Here is a 17,144-nt window from a genome sequence, read left to right on the forward strand (position 1 = left end):
AACGGCGCCGCGAGCGACGCCGCCTCACCGCTCAGGGTCGGCCACAGCGACGTGGCGAAGCTGCGCGAGGCGGCGGCGGACGCGAGACGCTGGGACTCCAAGTACGGCGGCGGCGACTGGCGTTCCTCCATGGTGCCCGAGTGCCTGCGGGTCGACGCGGCGCCGCTGCTGCTCGGCGCCTACAGCGACGAGGTCGGGCGCGGCCTGTTCGGCGCCACGGCGGAACTGACCAGGCTCGCCGGGTGGATGGCCTTCGACACCGGCCAGCAGGAGGCCGCGCAGCGGTACTACATCCAGGCGCTGCGGCTCGCGCGCGCGGCGGCGGACGTGCCGCTCGGCGGGTACGTGCTCGCGTCGATGTCCCTCCAGGCGACGTACCGTGGCTTCGCCGACGAGGGCGTCGACCTGGCGCAGGCCGCCGTCGAGCGCAACAGGGGCCTGGCGACGGCACGCACCATGAGCTTCTTCCGCCTCGTCGAGGCGCGCGCGCACGCGAAGGCGGGCGACGCGACGACGGCGGGCGCCGCGCTCAAGGCGGCCGAGGGCTGGCTGGAGCGCTCGCGCGAGGGCGACGCGGACCCGTCCTGGCTGGCGTTCTACTCCTACGACCGGTTCGCCGCCGACGCCGCGGAGTGCTACCGCGACCTGAAACTGCCGCGGCAGGTCCGCAGGTTCACCGAGCAGGCCCTGTCGAAGCCGACGGAGGAGTTCGTGCGCTCCCACGGCCTGCGGCTCGTCGTGAGCGCCGTCGCCGAGCTGGAGTCCGGCAACCTGGACGCGGCGTGCGCGGCGGGCGCGCGCGCGGTGGAGGTGGCGGGCCGCATCTCGTCGGCACGTACGACGGAGTACGTCAGGGACCTGCTGCACCGCCTCGAGCCGTACGGGGACGAGCCCCGCGTCGCGCGCCTGCGCGAGCAGGCGAGGCCCCTGCTGATGGCGCCGGCGTAGGCGGGCCCCGGGGGCCGCGCACCGCACGTCGTCCCTCGGCCCCCGGCCTCGGCGGTGCAGGGCCGGAGAGCACGAGGCGTGCCACCCGTCCAGCCCCGTTTACGATGGGTGCACCATGTCCCCCCAGTCACAGACCCCCAGCCGGCTGTTCCCCGACGGCGGCCCCGCGGCCGACCCGGCCGGGGACCACTTCGAGCGGCGCATCCGCAGCTTCCAGCCGCGCCGCAGCCGCGTGACCGCCGGGCAGGCCGACGCCATCAGGCGGCTCTGGTCCACCTGGGGGTTCGACGTCGACGGGCAGCGGGTCCTCGACCTCGACGCGTTGTTCGGCGCGGTGCCCGTCGTGCTGGAGATCGGGTTCGGCATGGGCGAGACGACCGCCCGCATGGCCGCCGCGGACCCCGGCACCGGCGTGCTCGCCGTGGACGTCCACACCCCGGGTCAGGGCAACCTCCTCGCACTCGCCGAACGCGAGGGGCTGGCCAACGTGCGGGTCGCCAACGGGGACGCCGTCATCCTGATGCGCGAGATGCTGGCGCCCGCGTCACTCGCCGGGCTCCGGGTGTACTTCCCCGACCCCTGGCCGAAGAAGCGCCACCACAAGCGCAGGCTCGTCCAGCCCGAGTTCCTCGACCTCGCCGCCACCCGAATGGCCCCCGGCGCCGTCCTGCACTGCGCGACCGACTGGGAGCCGTACGCCGAGCAGATGCTGGCCGTCCTGGACGAACACGGCGCGTTCGAGAACACGGCACCCGGCGGCGGCTTCGCCGAGCGGCCCGCACACCGGCCGCTGACCCGCTTCGAGGGCCAGGGCCTCGACAAGGGACACGTGGTGCGTGACCTGCTGTTCCGGCGGAAATGAGCCCACCCGGGGCCGAAGGCGCCATCGCCGTTGTCAGTGACCCTCGTTAGGGTCAATACGTGAGCGAATCGACCCCGCAGTTCTTCCAGCCGCGGCCCGCGATGCGCCTCGGCGACCGGACACTGCGGAAGCGGGGGCGCGCGCTGGCGCGGCGCCGCGGTGTGCGGATCGGTGCCCTCGTCACGCTGCTCACGCTCTGCGGCCTCGTCATCCTGGCGCTCGTGCGCGATCAGACGGGCACGGAGGGGTTCTTCGTCGGGCTCGCGCTGGCCGTCGCGCCCGTGCCGGTGCTGGTGGCCGTCTTCCGCTGGGTGGACCGGGTGGACCCGGGCCCCTGGTCCAACCTGGCCTTCGCGTTCGCCTGGGGTGCGTGCGCCGCCGCGCTCGTCGCGATCATCGCCAACTCGTTCGCGACGGAATGGCTGACGACCGCCACGGCCGACCCGTCGGGCGCGCGGTCCCTGGGGGCCACGGCCATAGCGCCCGTCGTCGAGGAGAGCGCCAAGGGCACGGCCGTGCTGCTGCTGTTCCTCTTCCGGCGGCGCCACTTCACCGGCGTGGTCGACGGCATCGTTTTCGCCGGCTTCACCGCCACCGGCTTCGCGTTCACGGAGAACATCCTCTACCTCGGCAACGCCTTCGGCGAGGACAAGCTGCTGGGCGGCACGGGCATCGCCTCGTTCACGGTGGCCACGTTCTTCGTCCGGATAGTGATGTCGCCGTTCGCGCATCCGCTGTTCACCGTGCTCACGGGCGTCGGTTTCGGGCTGAGGACGATCGTCGGCGGCCGCCACGTGAAGGCCCTGCGGGTGGCGGCGCCGCTGACCGGGCTGCTTCTCGCCATGGGCATGCACGCCCTGTGGAACGCCTCGTCGGGGTTCTTCCGCCCGTTCGGCTTCTACATCGTCTACGCCCTGTTCATGATGCCCGTGTTCGGCCTCGTCACATGGCTGACGATATGGGCCCGCCAGCGCGACCTGCGGATGGTCTCCGACGTCCTGCCGGCGTACGTCGCGGCGGGCTGGCTCGACCCGGCCGCGCCCTGCGCGCTGTCCTCGATGCGGGCCAGGACCATGGCTCGCGACTTCGCGGGCCGCACGTACGGCACCTCGGCGGCGAAGGCCGTCACGGAGTACGGGCGTCATGCGACGGCTCTCGCGGCCCTGCGCCGGCAGGCGGAGCGCGGGGCGGTGCCGGCCGCCGACTTCGCGGCGCGCGAGCGCGAGCTGCTGGCGCGAATATGGGAGCGCCGGGAGCCGGCCGGGCACGCGCTGCTGCACGCGGCGCGCGCCACGGGCCGGTTCTGGGCGCCACCCCCGTACATGGACTACTCGGGCTTCAACCCGTACCGCCTCTAGCGCGGTCCCAGGGCGACGCGGTCCGTCCCCGAGCCGGCGCGGTCCGTCCCCGAGCCGGCGCCCGGTGTGCTCAGGCGGACGCCGTCGTCAGCTCGGCCATCTCGTCGTCCGTCAGGCGCAGGTCCTGCGCCGCGAGCAGTGCGGGCAGCTGTTCGAGCGTGCGGGCCGACGCGATGGGCGCGGCCACGGTGGGGCGCTGCGCCAGCCATGCCAGCGCGACGGTCGCGACCTCGGCGTCACGCGCCTGCGCCACGCCGTCGAGCGCGGCCAGCACCTTCCTGCCCCTGTCCGTTTCCAGGTACGCGCCCGCCTTGCCGGAGCGCACGCTCTCCACCTGGGTGCCCGGCCGGTACTTGCCGGTCAGGAAGCCCGCGGCGAGCGAGAAGTACGGCAGCGCGCTCAGGCCGTTGTCCGCCACGACGTCCTGCAACGCTCCCTCGTAGGTGTCGCGGGAGACCAGGTTGTAGTGCGGCTGGAGCGCCACGTACCGGGCGAGGCCCTCGCGCTCGGAGAGAGCCAGGGATGCGGTGAGCCGCTCGGGGCTGATGTTGGACGCCCCGATCTGGCGTACCTTGCCCTCCTTCACGAGGGAGTCGAGCGTGCCGATGATGTCCTCGACGGGGACGGACTCGTCGTCGAAGTGCGTGTAGTACAGGTCGATGTGGTCGGTGCCGAGCCTGGTCAGCGACAGTTCGGCGGCGGCCCTGATCGTTTCGGGCGCGAGGCCCTTGTACTCGGGGTGGTTGCCGACCTTGGTCGCGATGACGACGTCGTCGCGGTTGCCGCGGGCCGCCATCCACTTCCCGATCAGCGCCTCGGAGCCGCCGCCCTTGGACCCGTCCGCCCCTCGCCCGTACGAGTCGGCGGTGTCGACGAAGTTGCCGCCGCCTGCCGTGTACGCGTCGAGGACGTCGAAGGTCGTCGCCTCGTCGGCGCTCCAGCTGAAGACGTTGGCGCCCAGGCAGAGCGGGGAGACGGTCAGGTCGGAGGGGCCCAGCGGGCGTCGATCGGTCATGCGTCCATTGAACCCCGCAGGCGGCTGCGCCCGCGCAGCCCCCTCCCGCCGGACGGCGCGTGCGCGCACCGGCGGCCAAGTGATCGGGCCCGGCGTGGGGAGGCGCAAAAGGGGTCCGGCGGCCCGCGGTACGGAACGCGGGGGGAAGCATCCGTACCGCCGGGCCGCCGGAGGTCAGCGCCGGGCCGGGCGCGCGCCGGCGGCCCACCTGGCCGGTCAGGGGGTGTGGCCGTGCGCCTCGAGCCAGGGCCTCGGGTCCATCGCCTTGCCGGCGGCCGTGTGGACCTCCAGGTGCAGGTGCGGCCCCGTCACGTTGCCGGTGGCGCCGACGCGGCCGATGACCTCGCCGGTGGTGACCTTCTGCCCGGCCGACACGAGCATCGACGACTGGTGGCAGTACCAGAGCTCCTCGCCGTCGTCGAGCTTCACGACCGTGCGATAGCCGTAGGCGCCCGCCCAGCCCGCCGACACGACCGTGCCGCCGTGCACGGACTTGATCGGCGTGCCCGTGGGGGCCGCGAAGTCGAGGCCCGTGTGGTAGCCGGACGACCACATCGAGCCAGGCTCGCCGAACGTGCCGGTGATCCTGTAGGAGGAGACGGGGAGCGTGTAGCTCTTCGCCAGCTTGGCGAGGCGCTCGGCCTCCGCCTTCTTCTTCGCCTCGGCGGCGGCCTTCTTCTTGGCTTCTTCGGCCTTCTTGTGCGCCGCGGCCTGCTGCTTCTCCGCCTCGGCGTGTGCCTTGGCGGCCGCCTGCTGCTCGGCCTGCCGCCGCGCGGTGTCGTCGGCGGCCTGCTGCTGCGCCGCGGCCTGCGCGAGGATCCGCGCCCGCAGGGCCTCGCCCGCGTCCGTGGAGCCGCGCTTGAGGTCCGCGGTGGTCATGCCCGCCGTGGTGAGCGGCTCGCTCGCGAGGACGTCCCGCGGCGAGGACTTCTCTTCCGGCACCATCGACCCGACGACCGGGATCGAGGCCACGCTCTGCGGGATGTGCTCCGCTATGGCGTCGGGCACGGATATGGAGACGGGCGGCTTGCCCTGGGCCGCCGCGATCCCGCCCGCGCCGACGGCCGCGATGACGCCGACGCCGAGCACGGTGGAGCTGCGGGCGAGGCCGCCGCGCTGCTTGACGACGCGGTGCTTGCCGCGCAGCGGGGAGATCGAGGTGGCGGACCCCTCATCGGCCGAGAAGGCGCCCCACGCCTTCTCCTCCTCGTCGGACGCGCCGTCGCCGAACGCCGGGGCGGCATCGAACGCGGGTCCTGCCGAAAGGGCTTCCTCGGGGAAGGTGAACGCCGGGGCGGCGTACGGGCCCTGTGGCTGCCCCTGTGCCTCACCCGGCGCGTGGCCCTGGTTGCCGTAGCCATAGCCGTAACCGCCCTCGGGGGCGTGTGATCCGTACGCCCCGGGGTAAGTCTCCATGTGCGGGCCGCCGTTGTACGGGGTCGCGCCGAAGGGGCGTGTTTGGAACGGGGGCTCCGGGGCAGGCTTGTTGGACGCCACGAGGGCGACACTCCTTTCCTTCCTTCTCGCCTACCGGGTTAGCTGACGGGTTCGGAGCAGGAAGGTCTCCTACGGGTGCGCCCGGCCGCCTCAGCGGTGGCAGGTAGCGCCCGATTCACCCCAATGGTTGGTTCCCCGGTTCCCTCGCGGGATTCGGCGCACGCGCACGGCGCCGCCTCTGGCGACGGCTGGGACGACCGCGCTGCGTTATCGAACGTTAATAGAGATCCGGTCGTTATTCCAAGCCGTTCCCGGTGATCGTTTAACGACTTCGCATCGGATCAACCGGGACAGATCCAGGCGCATTCGGGCGAGTTGACCCGCCCTCAGCGGCGCGGTCACGCCCGAGCGGCGGTGCGGAGCGCTCGCGAACACTCACACACGGTGACGCACGTCCAAAGACTCGCGGACGAGATGTCAGATCGGCGGTACGACGCTCATGATCCTGCGCCGTTCCGGCTGCCCCTCCGCCGGCCTGCTCACCGCGAGCAGCGCCATGTCGTCGCTGCTGCCACCGCCCGTGTGCACGCGTACGTCCCCCACGACGGCGTCGAGCAGTTCCTCGGGCCCCGGGAAGATCCGTCCGTCGAGGCGCGCGGCCGGGTCGTAGAAGACGCCGTCCTTGTCGCGCGCCTCGGACAGGCCGTCCGTGTAGAAGAGCAGGGTCGCGCCCGGCGGGTACGGGCGCTCGTCCGCGCGGTCAGGCCAGGAACCGATCTCCGCCATGCCGAGCGGCAACGCGAACTGGCTCGGGTCCAGCGTCCGCACCGCCCCGGACGATTCGAGCAGCATCGGCTCGGGGTGGCCCCGGTTGACGAGCCGCACGACGCCGCCGCTGTGCGGGACCTCGGCGAGCACCGCCGTCGTGAACGACTCCGACGAGTCGCGCTCGGCGCGCCGCGTGCCCTCGCGCGTCAGCGCGCGGTCCAGCCGGTGCGCGACGCCCTCAAGCGTGCGCTCCTGCTCCGCCGCCTCGCGGAACGCGCCCACGAGCACGGCCACCGTCTCGACGGCGTCCATCCCCTTGCCGCGCACGTCGCCGACGATGAGACGCACCCCGTGCGGGGTGTCCTGCACGGCGAACAGGTCGCCGCCGATGAACGCGTCCTCCTGGGCCGCCTCGTACCGCGCCGCGATATGGAGACCGCCGATCCGCTCCGACGGCTGCGGGAGCACCGCGCGCTGCGCCGTCTCGGCGATGATGCTCGCGGACGCCAGCCGCTCGCCGCTGAGCCGCACGATGCGGTTGATGCCCATGGCGAGCACCGTGACGGTCACCACGGTCAGCAGGTCGCCCACCGCCTCGGGCCTGGCGAGCGTGCCGTCGTCGTAGCGCAGCAGCACCTCGCACGCCAGCCCGGCGAGCCCGGTGACCAACGTGCCGAGGAGGCCGAAGAACGGGGCCGCCACCATCGGCGCCGCCGCGAAGAAGGGGGACGCGGTGAAGCGGGTCGGCGTCAGCGCGTCGAAGACCACGCCCACGGCGATGACGATGACGGGCAGCCAGAACATGGCCTTGCTGGGGTGGGGGCTCGCCGCCACCTCGCCGCGGGACGGCTCGCCGTCCCGGCGCGCGACCCAGTCCCGCGCGATGCGCACACCACGCGAACCCTTGCCGCCGCCCCTGCGGCTGCGCGCGTCGCGCCCCGACTTGCCCACGAGTGGCCTTTCCTGCCGGTCTCCTGAAGGCTCGGACGGTACCCCGCCCCCACCAGGCTGGCCGCCGAGGCGCCGGGCGGCGAATCACTGTCGACCGACTGGCGTACGGAATGCACCGAAGGCCCGGATCCGTGGATCCGGGCCTTCGGTCTCTGAGTAGCGGGGACAGGATTTGAACCTGCGACCTCTGGGTTATGAGCCCAGCGAGCTACCGAGCTGCTCCACCCCGCGTCGGTGATTACAAGAGTACGCCATGCGGACCAAGATCGGCACCACTGCGGGGCGGCGGCCGCCTCGGCTACGCCGCCGGCACCACATCGGCCTTCACCGCGGCCGCCCACTCGACCAGCAGCTCCTGATAACGCTCCTGCTCGGCAGGGGTGAGCGTGGCTCCGGCCCGCGCCCACAGGGCGCGGATACGGGCGTTGACAGCGGCGGCCGAGCGGCCGGAACCAGGCTCGTCGACGGTGTCGGACAAGGAAACGAACATGGGTACAAGACTACGGGCCGCCACTGACAGTCGGCGGAGCGTACGGGGCCCGCGGGGCGCCATGTGATACAGGACACGTGCCGTTTCGTAAGAGACGTGCGGCGTGCGCCGGCGGCGGGACGGTCACCGCGTCGTGTAGTCGTGCGGCGGGCCGCCCTGCCACTCCACCCACGCCGGGTCGTCGAGCAGGTCGCCCGCGTCCGGCAGCCCCGCCCTGCGCAGGAACTCGACCAGGTCGCCGTCCGAGTGGGCGAGGCCCATGATCTGCCCACGGACCGTCACTCGCCGGCCGCCGGTGCCCGAGGCCCTGTGCACGACGATCGGTGCGTCACTCATAAGCCCAAGCGTGCGACGAACCGGCGCGCTCCGCAGCCTCCTGGGCGCATTCCTTTCCCAGGAGCACCACGGCGGGCGGGAGAAGTAGGCCGTGTGGGACTTGAACCCACAACCAACGGATTAAAAGTCCGCTGCTCTGACCAATTGAGCTAACGGCCCGCACGGCGAAGCATAGTCCGACGCCGTCACGCGACATGCCCGAGGCCGCCCGCGGGGGCGCTCGGCCGTCAGTACCGCTTGTACAGGTCCGCCAGGATCTGCTTCGTCCGGCTCGCGGACTCCGCGTGCGCGACCATGCGGTCCATGGCCTCCTTGTGCTCCGCGACCTCGGTCACGTCGTCCAGGTAGAGCGCGCCCGTCAGGTACTCGACGTAGACGATGTCCGGCACCTCCGGCGCCTCGAACCTGAAGAGCACGAACGACGTGTAGGTGCCCGGGTGGTGGCCCGCCGAGAGCTCCGCCATCTGGAGCGTCACGTTGGGCAGTTCCGCCATCTCCAGCAGGCGGCCGATCTGGTCGCGCATCAACTCGGGTGAGCCGACCGGCCGCAGCAGCACCGTCTCGTCGATCACCGCCCAGTAGGTGGGGGCGTCCTTCCTGGTCAGCAGCGCCTGGCGGCGCCCGCGCAGCGCCACGTGCCGTTCGACGCGGTCGGGGTCGAGCTGGCCGATCGCGCCCGTGCGCAGGATCTCCCGCGTGTACTCCTCCGTCTGGAGGACGCCGGGCACGAAGTGCGGCTCGTACGTGCGGATCGTCTTCGCCGCCTCTTCCAGGCTGACGTATCCGCTGAACCAGCCGGGCAGCACGTCGTGGAAGTGCTGCCACCAGCCGGGCTTGTTGGCCTCCTCGGTGATGTCGAGGAACGACTGGACGCCGGCCGCGTCGACCCCGTACGCGGGCAGCAGCACCTGCAGGTACGGGATCTTCAGCGCGACCTCGGCCGACTCCATGCGCCGGATCGTCGCCACCGTCACGTGCAGGAGCTTCGCCGCCTGCTCGCGGGTGACGCCCGCCCTTTCCCTGAGCCCGCGCAGCTGCCTGCTCAGAACGAGCTGCCCTATGGTCGGAGCGGACCGGGCCTCACTCATGATCCGTGTCCCCCAGTGCTGGCATGGTGGCAGTCTGCCACAGCCGGGAGAACGCGCGTGCGGGACGGCTCGTCCCGTTTCGCCCCTTTTCGTGATCCCGGCCGCGTCCGGCGCCCTTCAGGAACGTCAGCCCGTACACCGACGCCGCGGCCGCCATGATCCCGAAGCTCGGCGGCAGCGTGGGCACCGCGTAGCTCAGCCCGAGCCCCGCCCACATCTCGGCGAGCGCGAGCACCGCCGACAGCGCCAGGCCACGGAACGGGCGGTCGGTGAGCCGGGCCGCCGCGCCCGCGGGAGCCGCGAGCAGGCCGAGCAGCAGCAGCGACCCGACCGCCTGCGTGGCCTCCGCCGCACACGCCCCGACCAGGACGAGGAACACCAGGCCCAGCAGGCGTACGGGCACCCCGCGCGCGGCGGCCACCGCCTCGTCCACCGACGCGAACAGCAGCGGCCGGGCGATCAGCAGCAGCACCGCGCAGATGGACCCGGCCACCAGCGCCGCCGTCAGCGCCTGCCCGGCCGAGAGGCCGAAGAGCGACCCGAACAGGACGGACACCCCGGCGCCCCCGTTCCCGGCGCTGCGCGAGGTGGTGTAAAGCGTCAGGAAGAAGGCGCCGAGGCCGAGGATCCAGGCGAAGACGGACCCGATCGCCACGTCGTCCGCGCGGCCCCCGCGTCCGATGGCGCCGATCAGCAGCGCCACGGCCACGGTCGCGGCGAACAGGCCGAGCCGCAGGTCGTAGCCGCCGGCCAGCGCGGCGAGCGCGCCGGTGAAGGCGACGTGGCTGAGCGCGTCGCCGGTGAAGACCTGCGCGCGCAGCACGAGGAAGAAGCCCGTGAGCCCGGCGGCGAGCGCGATGGCGGACCCGGCGAGGAAGGCATGCAGGAAGTACGGGTGCGTGAACGCGGCGAGCCAGCCGCTCCCCGACCCCGCTGCCAGGGTGTGCGACATCGCGTGCGCCGTCATGCCGCACCCCCCGCGGGCAGCGGCTCCAGGGCCGGGCGTGCGATCCGCTCGCGTACGTACCGTCCGCCGCGCGAGAGTACGTACGCGGCGAACGCGAACGTCGTCACGTAGAACCCCACCGGGTACGGCGAGTAGTACGCGACCGTGAGCCCCGCCCACGTCACCGCGGCGGCGATCAGGACCGCGAGCGCCAGGCTGACGGCCGGCCGGGCGCTCAGCGCCTGCGCGGCGGCCGCCGGCATCACCAGCAGCGCGAAGACGAGCAGCGTCCCGGTGATCTGGCTGGCCTCGGCCGTCGCCGCGCCCAGCAGGACGAGGAAGACCGCGGACAGCGCGCGCACCGGCACGCCGCGCCCGGCCGCCACGTCCGGGTCGACGGACGCGAACAGCAGCGGCCTGCCGACGGCGGCCAGCACGGCGAGGACGGCGGCGGTGACCGCGAGCAGCAGCCACACCTGGCCGCTCGTGATGCCGAGGAAACTGCCGAACAGCAGGGACGTCACGCCGCCGAGCAGCCCGTGGTACAGCGTCGTGAACAGGAAGCCGCAGGCGAGCAGGAACGCCTGGACCGTGCCGGTGACCGCCGACTCGTGGCCACCGGCGGCGCGTCCCCCGCGCGGCATGGCGGCGATGACGAGTGCGGCCGCCACGCAGAACGCGAAGTAGCCGTAGCTCACCGACACGCCCAGCAGGGCGGCGCAGGCGGCGCCCGGGAAGCCGACGGTGGCGACGGTGTGACCGGCGAAGCTCTGCCGGCGCAGCACCATGAACCACCCCATGGCCCCCGCGCCGACGGCGACGAGCGTGCCCGCGCGGAAGGCGTTCACCATGAAGGGGAAGGCCCACATCTCGCGCAGGTCGGCCACGGGATTCCAGGACCAGGTGGGGAGGGCGCCGGCGGCGAGGAGGACGTCAGTCACGGCGCACGTCTTCCGAGACGGGCGACGCGGGCGGCGCGGGCGATGCGGACGATGCGGACGGCCCGGACGGCCCGGACGGCCCGGGCTCAGCGGGCGCGAACGGCGCGAGGTCAGCCGGAACGTTCGCACGGGCGTCGCGCGGCCCGGGCACGGCAGCCCCGCGTCCTCCGTCCTCGTGCCGGTCCACATGGCGGGCCGGCGCCTCCGGCTGGCCCACGACCACGAGCCGGCCGTCCGACGTGGCCAGCACCTCGATCGGCGTCCCGTACAGCCGGGACAGCGTCGCGGACGTGATGACGTCACCGGGCCGGCCGGTCACCGCGCCGCCCTCCGCGAGGTACACCACACGGTCGAGGTGCGCGAGTATCGGGTTGACGTCGTGCGCGACCATCATCACCGCGACACCCTCGTCCCGGCAGATCCGGCCGATCAGCGCGGCCACGGCAGCCTGGTTCGGCAGGTCGAGGCTGTCCAGGGGCTCGTCGAGCACCAGCAGCCGCGGGCGGCGCACGAGCGCCTGCGCGATCAGCAACCGCTGCTGCTCGCCGCCCGAGCACTGGCCGATCGGGCGGTCCGCGTACCCTTCGGCGCCGACGAGCCCGATCACCTCGGCGATACGTGCCGACGCGGCCGCGGCACCACGGCGGAACCTGCCGGGCAGCGGCAGCGGCAGCCCCCAGCGGTCGCCGTCCCAGCCGAGCCTGACGATGTCCGCGCCGCGCATCCGCAGGGACGCGTCGAAACTGCGGCGCTGGGGCAGGTAGCCCACGCGCGCCCCGGCGCGCCCCGGCGCGGCGCCGAGCACCCGCACCTCCCCCGCGGCCGGCTGCCTGACGCCGAGGACCACCTTGACGAGCGTCGACTTGCCGACGCCGTTCGGCCCGAGCACGGCGACGAACTCGCCCGCGCCGACGTCCAGGCCGACCCCCGACCACAGCGTCCTGCCGCCGACGCGCACGGCGGCGCCGCGCAGCGACACCACGGGCGGGGCGACGGGGTCCGCGGCGGGATCCGTGACGGCACCAACCGATGCCGTACGAGCCGCGGTCACTCCCCCTTCCCCTTGCTCCCCGTCCCCTTCCCCGTCCCCTCCGCCAGCGCGGCCTCGATGCCCTTGAGCTGACGCACCTGCCACTCCTGGAAGGAGGCGCCCGCGGGCGTGAGCGTCTCGGTGACGGTGGCGACCGGGATGCCCGCCGCCTTGGCTGCCTTGACCTGCGCCCGCACGTCGGGCGTCGCGTTCTGCGAGTTGTAGACGTAGGCCTTGATCTGCTTGTCCGCGATCTGCCGGTCGATCGTGGACTTGTCCTTCGCCGTGGGGTCGGTGCCCTCGCTGATCGCGTCGAGGAAGGACTCAGGCGTGCGCAGATCGAGGCCGAGACCCTGTGCGAGCGGCGCGAATATCGACTCGGAGGCGCCCACGGGGGTGCCCTTGTAGGCCGCCTTGATGCCGGCGATCTCCTTGTCGTAGGGGGCGAGCGTGGTGTTCTCGAACGTGCTCTTCAGCCGGTCGAAGTCGGCGGAGTCGGCCGGGTCGAGCTTCTTGTAGTCCGCGGTGATCCGCTCGATGACCTGGTGGACGTCGTCCGGCGAGTACCAGCGGTGCGGGTTGCCGTTGGCCGGTACGCCGACGAGCTTGCCGACGTTCAGATCGGTGCGGCCCTGGCCGGGCTGGGCGGCGAGCAGCTTGCCGGCCCAGGAGTCGTAGCCGACGCCGTTGACCAGGGTGAGCCGCGCGCCCGCGACGGCACGCGCGTCGGCCGCGGTCGGCTCGTAGTCGTGCGGGTCGGCGGCGGGGTTGTCGATGATGCTCGTGACCTTCACGTGGTCGCCGCCCAGCTGGGAGGCGATGCTGCCCCAGAAGTTCTCGGCCGCCACGACCGGGATGGGCGCGCCGCCACTCTTCGCGGCGGCGTCAGAGGCATCGGACGAGCCGCCGCCCGCGTCCGGGGAGGTGGAGCAGGCGGCGACGGACAGGGCGGCAGCGGCGGCTATGGAGCCGAGGGCGAGACGCGAGGCGTGGACGTTCATGGCCGCAACGCTAAATGAAAACGACTTTCAGTACCAGAGTGCGTCTGCGCAGATATGAAAATCATTGCCATTTCGTGATGCGGGCCTGCGACGGGGATCACGGCACAATGACGTCGTGGATCCAGCCGGGCAGATCATCGTCGCCTTGGATTGCGACAACCGCGCCACCGCCGACTCCGTCGTGGAGCGGCTGGGCGACGAGTGCCGTTTCTACAAAGTCGGCCTGGAACTGCTGACTTCGGCAGGGCCGGACGTCGTCAAGAGCCTTGTCGCCCGGGGCAAGGAGGTCTTCCTGGATCTCAAGCTCTTCGAGATCCCGAACTCTGTTGCCGGCGCGGTTCGCGCCGCCGGCTCACTGGGCGTGTCCATGGTCACCGTGCACGGCATGGGCGGCAGCGGCATCATGTCGGCCGCCGTCGAGGCGTCCCAGGAGTTTCCTCGGCTACGTGTCCTCGCTTTGACCGTGGTCACCAGCATGCGCGACGCGGATCTCGCCGATGTCGGCGTCACCGGTGCGGTGGACCAGCAGGTGCTTCGACTGGCCCGGCTGGCGCGGAAGGCCGGCTGCCACGGTGTGATCGCCTCGCCCCAAGACGTCGCGGCCTTGCGCGGCACCATGGGCTCCGACGCCCTGATCGTCACTCCCGGGGTCGCACTGCCGGGCGACTCCCCGGCCGAGCACACGCGACCGGGGACACCACGTGCGGCGATCGCCGACGGAGCGTCGCATGTCGTCGTTGGCAGGTCGGTCACCCGTGCCGCGGACCCCGCGATCACATTCCGCTCCGTCCGGGCGAGCCTCATCCCGTAGCGGGCAGGGGCGCACGGAGCCCGCACGTCCATGGCCCCTCAGAGGAGCCATGCGGTGGGCCGTGTGGGACTCGAACCCACAACCAACGGATTAAAAGTCCGGAGCTCTGCCAATTGAGCTAACGGCCCCTGTACGGCACACCGAGCATAGCCCGACGGGCCGTTGCGGCTTCTACGGCAGCGGGCCCGCCCCACCGCGAAGGTGGGGCGGGCCCGCTGTCAGGTCGCTGCCGCGCCGGTCGTCACCGCGTCAGCCGTTGCGCTTCCAGCGCGGCTTGTCGTCGCGGCGGCCGAACGAGCCGGTGCCGCCGCGGTGGTCGTCGCGGCGGCCGTACGGGCGGTCCGACGAGCCGCCGCGGTAGCCGCCGCCCGACGGGCGGTCGTCGCGGCGGTCGCGGTTGAACGGGCGGTCGCTGCCGCGGTGTTCGCGGGGGTCACGGCGGTCGAAGGAGCGGCCGCCGCGGTCGCCCTGGCGGTCGCGGTTGAAGCCGCCACGGTCGTCACGGCGGTCGCGGTTGAAGCCGCCCCGGTCGCCACGGTCGTCACGACGCTGGAAACCACCGCGGTCGCCACGCTCGCCGCGGTCACCCCGGTCGTCACGGCGGAACCCGCCACGGTCGTCACGGCGGTCGCGGTTGAAGCCGCCCCGGTCGCCACGGTCGTCACGACGCTGGAAACCGCCACGGTCGCCACGGTCACCGCGGTCGCCCCGGTCGTCACGGCGGAAGCCGCCACGGTCGCCGTCGCCGCGGTCGTTCCTGCGGTCGAAGTTGCCGCGCTCGTCGCGCCGCTGGCGCTGGCGCTCCGCCTCGGCGGCCGCCGCCTGCGCCGCGGCCTCCTCGATCGCGCGCTCGGCCTCGGCCGCCACCTCGGCGACCGCCGCCTCCGGGTCGTCACCGCGCTCGCGGGCGGCGCGCGCCACCAGGCGGCCCGCCTCGTCGCGCAGTTCGGCCGCGCGGCGCTGCGCGCGCTCCAGCTGCTTCGTCAGGTCGGCGACCTCGCGCTCGGCCTGCTTGGCCGAGTTGTTCGCGGAGTCGGCCTGCACCTCGGTGAGCGAGCGAGCGCCGGTGATCTCGGCGACCTCCGGGTCGAACGCGCCCGCGCCGCCCACCATGTGGCGTGAGGCATCGACGCCCGCGTCCTCCATCAGCCGGAAGATCTGGCGGCGCTGGTGCGGCAGCGCGAGGGAGACGACGACACCTGACTTGCCGGCGCGCGCCGTGCGGCCCGAGCGGTGCAGGTAGTCCTTGTGGTCGCCGGCCGGGTCCACGTTGAGCACCAGGTCGATGCCGTCGACGTGGATGCCGCGCGCCGCGACGTCGGTGGCGACCAGCGCGTTGACGTAGCCGTCCTTGAAGTCGGCCAGCGTGCGCGTCCTGGCGCCCTGCGTCATGCCGCCGTGCAGCGCGTCCGCCTTGACGCCGGAGTCGCGCAGCTGCTCCGCGATCCGGTCGGCGCCGAGCTGCGTGCGGACGAAGATGATCGTGCGGCCCTTGCGCGCGGCGATCGCCGCCGTGACGGGGGCCTTGTCCTTCGGCTTCACCACGAGGACGTGGTGCGACATGGTCGTGACGTTGCCCTGGGCGCTGTCCACCTCGTGGCTGACCGGGTCGGTCAGGTAGCGCTTGACCAGGGTGTTGATCTCGTTCTCCATGGTGGCGGAGAAGAGCATCCGCTGGCCGCCGGTGGGCACCAGGTCGAGCAGTTCGGTGACCTCGGGCAGGAAGCCCAGGTCCGACATCTGGTCGGCCTCGTCGATCACCGCGACCTTGACGTGCTCCAGGGAGCAGGCGCCGCGGTTGATGATGTCTCGCAGCCGGCCGGGCGTGGCGACGAGGATGTCGACGCCGCGCTCGAGCGCGTAGATCTGGTTGCCCATGGACGTGCCGCCGCAGACGACCTTCATCTTGAGGCCCAGGACGTCGCCGTAGGGCTGGAGGGCGTCCGCGACCTGCATCGCGAGCTCGCGGGTCGGGGTGAGGATGACGCCGCGCGGCTTCTTCTTCTCGGTGCGTCCGCCGGACAGCGTCGCGAGCAGCGGCAGGCCGAACGAGAGCGTCTTGCCGGAGCCCGTGCGGCCGCGGCCGAGGATGTCCTTGCCCGCGAGCGCGTCCGGGATGGTCGCGGCCTGGATCGGGAAGGGGCTGGTCACGCCGTTCTGCGCGAGCTTGCGCACGATGGACTCGGGCAGGCCGAGGTCGGCGAAGGTGGTCTCGGGGGCAGCGTCGGCCTCGGCGGGCTCGACGGCAGTGGCAGCGGTGTCGGTGGCGGTGGCGGGCCCGGCGGCGGGCGCCTCGTGGCCGTCGTTCTCGGGCATGACGGACTGGTCAGTACTGGAAACAGACATGCGAAATGCGAAACCTTCCGGAGTCTCGGCACGCGCCCAAACTCCGTGTTTCACCTATCGACCGCCTCTATGCGGTCAGCCACGGTAAGGGAGAGTACGCGCCACACGGCGCTCTTCTTTTTCGGCGCCGGGGAAATGATCAAACGGTCTACTACCATACGCAGCCCCCGGCGCCTGAGGCAAATCAGTGCCGGGAGACGCCGCTCACACCACGCCCACCCGCCTCTCCGCGCGTGGCCGCCGCCACGTCCGCGCTGCCGCGCGCGTCACGCGGGGCCCAACTGCGGTGACGCGGAAGGCACCTTGCGCATGCCCGCGCCGTCGCCCGGCTCCATCGCCGAAGTCCGCACGTCGGCCGCGGGCGAGGCGGATGGCGGCGGCGCGCTGCCTGACGGGTCGCCACCCCCCGCGTCCCCGCCCGTCCCGCCTCCTACGCCACCGGCGGGCGGCCCGTCCGTCGGCGCCGGCGGGGCGCTCTCGGGCTGACCGCCGGGGGGCCCGGCCGGACCGGCGGGGCCACCGCCCGCCTGCCCTCCGGCCGTGCCGCCGCCCGGGTGGCGCGGGTGGTGGCGGTGGCTCTCGGCCGTGACCACGGGCGTCGGGCCACCCGCAGCGGACGGGTCGGCCGAGGCGCCCTCGGCGTCCTTCGCGCCCTTCCCCTTGGCGTCCTTGCCGTTCTTGTCCTTGCCGTCCTTGCCCTTGCCCGCGCCGTCCGACGCGCCGCGGCCCGCTCCTGCGCCATCGCCCCCGCCACCGAGCACCGCACGCGAGCCCGCGCGGCCGTCGGGCCCCAGAGCGGAAGAGCACACGTCCGAT

16 protein-coding genes, 3 tRNA genes and 1 riboswitch are annotated in these 17,144 nt (G+C 72.9%); of the genes, 4 read left to right on the forward strand and 15 right to left on the reverse strand.

All coding sequences use genetic code 11. The annotated features are described in order from the left end of the window. The 3 genes from JFN87_RS25930 to JFN87_RS25940 form a co-directional block, all read left to right on the forward strand. Positions 1–948 (forward strand): NsdA family TPR-like regulatory protein (locus JFN87_RS25930; protein ID WP_504739791.1); only part of this gene is annotated, 948 nt, incomplete at its 5' end. Positions 949–1,063: 115 nt separating this feature from the next. Beyond that, positions 1,064–1,810: a tRNA (guanosine(46)-N7)-methyltransferase TrmB gene (gene trmB, locus JFN87_RS25935; RefSeq protein ID WP_209343668.1), complete on the forward strand. Its 747-nt coding sequence runs from the start codon at positions 1,064–1,066 to the stop codon at positions 1,808–1,810. Between the two features lie 101 nt (positions 1,811–1,911). Continuing rightward, entirely contained in the window at positions 1,912–3,168 is a 1,257-nt protein-coding gene (locus JFN87_RS25940) for a PrsW family intramembrane metalloprotease (RefSeq protein ID WP_209343686.1), read from the forward strand. 70 nt (positions 3,169–3,238) lie between these two features. Here the strand turns inward: JFN87_RS25940 and JFN87_RS25945 are convergent, their stop codons facing one another. From JFN87_RS25945 to JFN87_RS26000, 12 genes are all read right to left on the reverse strand, one after another. Further along, the gene (locus JFN87_RS25945; protein WP_209343670.1) at positions 3,239–4,183 is read right to left on the reverse strand and encodes an aldo/keto reductase; all 945 of its coding nucleotides are present in this window, start codon (positions 4,181–4,183) and stop codon (positions 3,239–3,241) included. A gap of 216 nt (positions 4,184–4,399) precedes the next feature. Beyond that, entirely contained in the window at positions 4,400–5,680 is a 1,281-nt protein-coding gene (locus tag JFN87_RS25950; RefSeq protein ID WP_307865595.1) for a M23 family metallopeptidase, read from the reverse strand. A gap of 13 nt (positions 5,681–5,693) precedes the next feature. After that, positions 5,694–5,849, reverse strand: a riboswitch (cyclic di-AMP (ydaO/yuaA leader). Positions 5,850–6,097: 248 nt separating this feature from the next. Then, positions 6,098–7,339 carry a PP2C family protein-serine/threonine phosphatase gene (locus JFN87_RS25955; RefSeq protein ID WP_372449287.1) on the reverse strand — a complete coding sequence of 414 codons (1,242 nt, stop codon included), beginning with the start codon at positions 7,337–7,339 and terminating at the stop codon, positions 6,098–6,100. A 157-nt stretch (positions 7,340–7,496) separates the two neighbouring features. Next, positions 7,497–7,570 (reverse strand) — tRNA-Met (locus JFN87_RS25960). 67 nt (positions 7,571–7,637) lie between these two features. Continuing rightward, positions 7,638–7,829 (reverse strand): hypothetical protein, encoded by a 192-nt coding sequence (locus tag JFN87_RS25965; protein WP_209343672.1) that lies wholly within the window; start codon positions 7,827–7,829, stop codon positions 7,638–7,640. 123 nt (positions 7,830–7,952) lie between these two features. Further along, complete coding sequence (locus JFN87_RS25970; RefSeq protein WP_209343674.1) at positions 7,953–8,165, reverse strand: hypothetical protein; 213 nt, start codon at positions 8,163–8,165, stop codon at positions 7,953–7,955. Positions 8,166–8,250: 85 nt separating this feature from the next. Next, positions 8,251–8,324, reverse strand: a tRNA-Lys gene (locus JFN87_RS25975). 68 nt (positions 8,325–8,392) lie between these two features. Continuing rightward, positions 8,393–9,253 (reverse strand): Sco1979 family transcriptional regulator, encoded by an 861-nt coding sequence (locus JFN87_RS25980; protein ID WP_209343676.1) that lies wholly within the window; start codon positions 9,251–9,253, stop codon positions 8,393–8,395. Then, positions 9,246–10,220 (reverse strand): metal ABC transporter permease, encoded by a 975-nt coding sequence (locus tag JFN87_RS25985; RefSeq protein ID WP_245181622.1) that lies wholly within the window; start codon positions 10,218–10,220, stop codon positions 9,246–9,248. The genes JFN87_RS25980 and JFN87_RS25985 overlap by 8 nt, the downstream gene beginning before the upstream one ends. Beyond that, positions 10,217–11,140, reverse strand: a complete 924-nt coding sequence (locus tag JFN87_RS25990; protein WP_307865596.1) for a metal ABC transporter permease — start codon at positions 11,138–11,140, stop codon at positions 10,217–10,219. The genes JFN87_RS25985 and JFN87_RS25990 overlap by 4 nt, the downstream gene beginning before the upstream one ends. Then, positions 11,133–12,191, reverse strand: coding sequence for a metal ABC transporter ATP-binding protein (locus JFN87_RS25995; protein WP_307865597.1), 1,059 nt, complete (start codon positions 12,189–12,191; stop codon positions 11,133–11,135). Before JFN87_RS25995 ends, JFN87_RS25990 begins: the two co-directional genes overlap by 8 nt. Further along, positions 12,188–13,171, reverse strand: coding sequence for a metal ABC transporter solute-binding protein, Zn/Mn family (locus JFN87_RS26000; protein WP_209343678.1), 984 nt, complete (start codon positions 13,169–13,171; stop codon positions 12,188–12,190). Before JFN87_RS26000 ends, JFN87_RS25995 begins: the two co-directional genes overlap by 4 nt. Before the next feature lie 115 nt (positions 13,172–13,286). Here JFN87_RS26000 and pyrF point away from each other — a divergent pair, with 115 nt between their 5' ends. Next, on the forward strand, positions 13,287–13,982 hold the full coding sequence (gene pyrF, locus JFN87_RS26005; protein WP_209343680.1) for an orotidine-5'-phosphate decarboxylase: 696 nt from the start codon (positions 13,287–13,289) through the stop codon (positions 13,980–13,982). Between the two features lie 55 nt (positions 13,983–14,037). Here pyrF and JFN87_RS26010 read toward each other — a convergent pair. The 3 genes from JFN87_RS26010 to JFN87_RS26020 form a co-directional block, all read right to left on the reverse strand. Then, positions 14,038–14,110 (reverse strand) — tRNA-Lys (locus JFN87_RS26010). Between the two features lie 121 nt (positions 14,111–14,231). Continuing rightward, positions 14,232–16,328, reverse strand: a complete 2,097-nt coding sequence (locus JFN87_RS26015) for a DEAD/DEAH box helicase (RefSeq protein ID WP_209343682.1) — start codon at positions 16,326–16,328, stop codon at positions 14,232–14,234. Positions 16,329–16,594: 266 nt separating this feature from the next. Next, positions 16,595–17,144: hypothetical protein (locus JFN87_RS26020; protein WP_209343684.1), on the reverse strand; the 550-nt coding region annotated here is incomplete at its 5' end.

Origin of the sequence: Streptomyces montanisoli (assembly GCF_017813245.1) — a bacterium.
Classification (GTDB): Bacteria; Actinomycetota; Actinomycetes; order Streptomycetales; family Streptomycetaceae; genus Streptomyces; species Streptomyces montanisoli.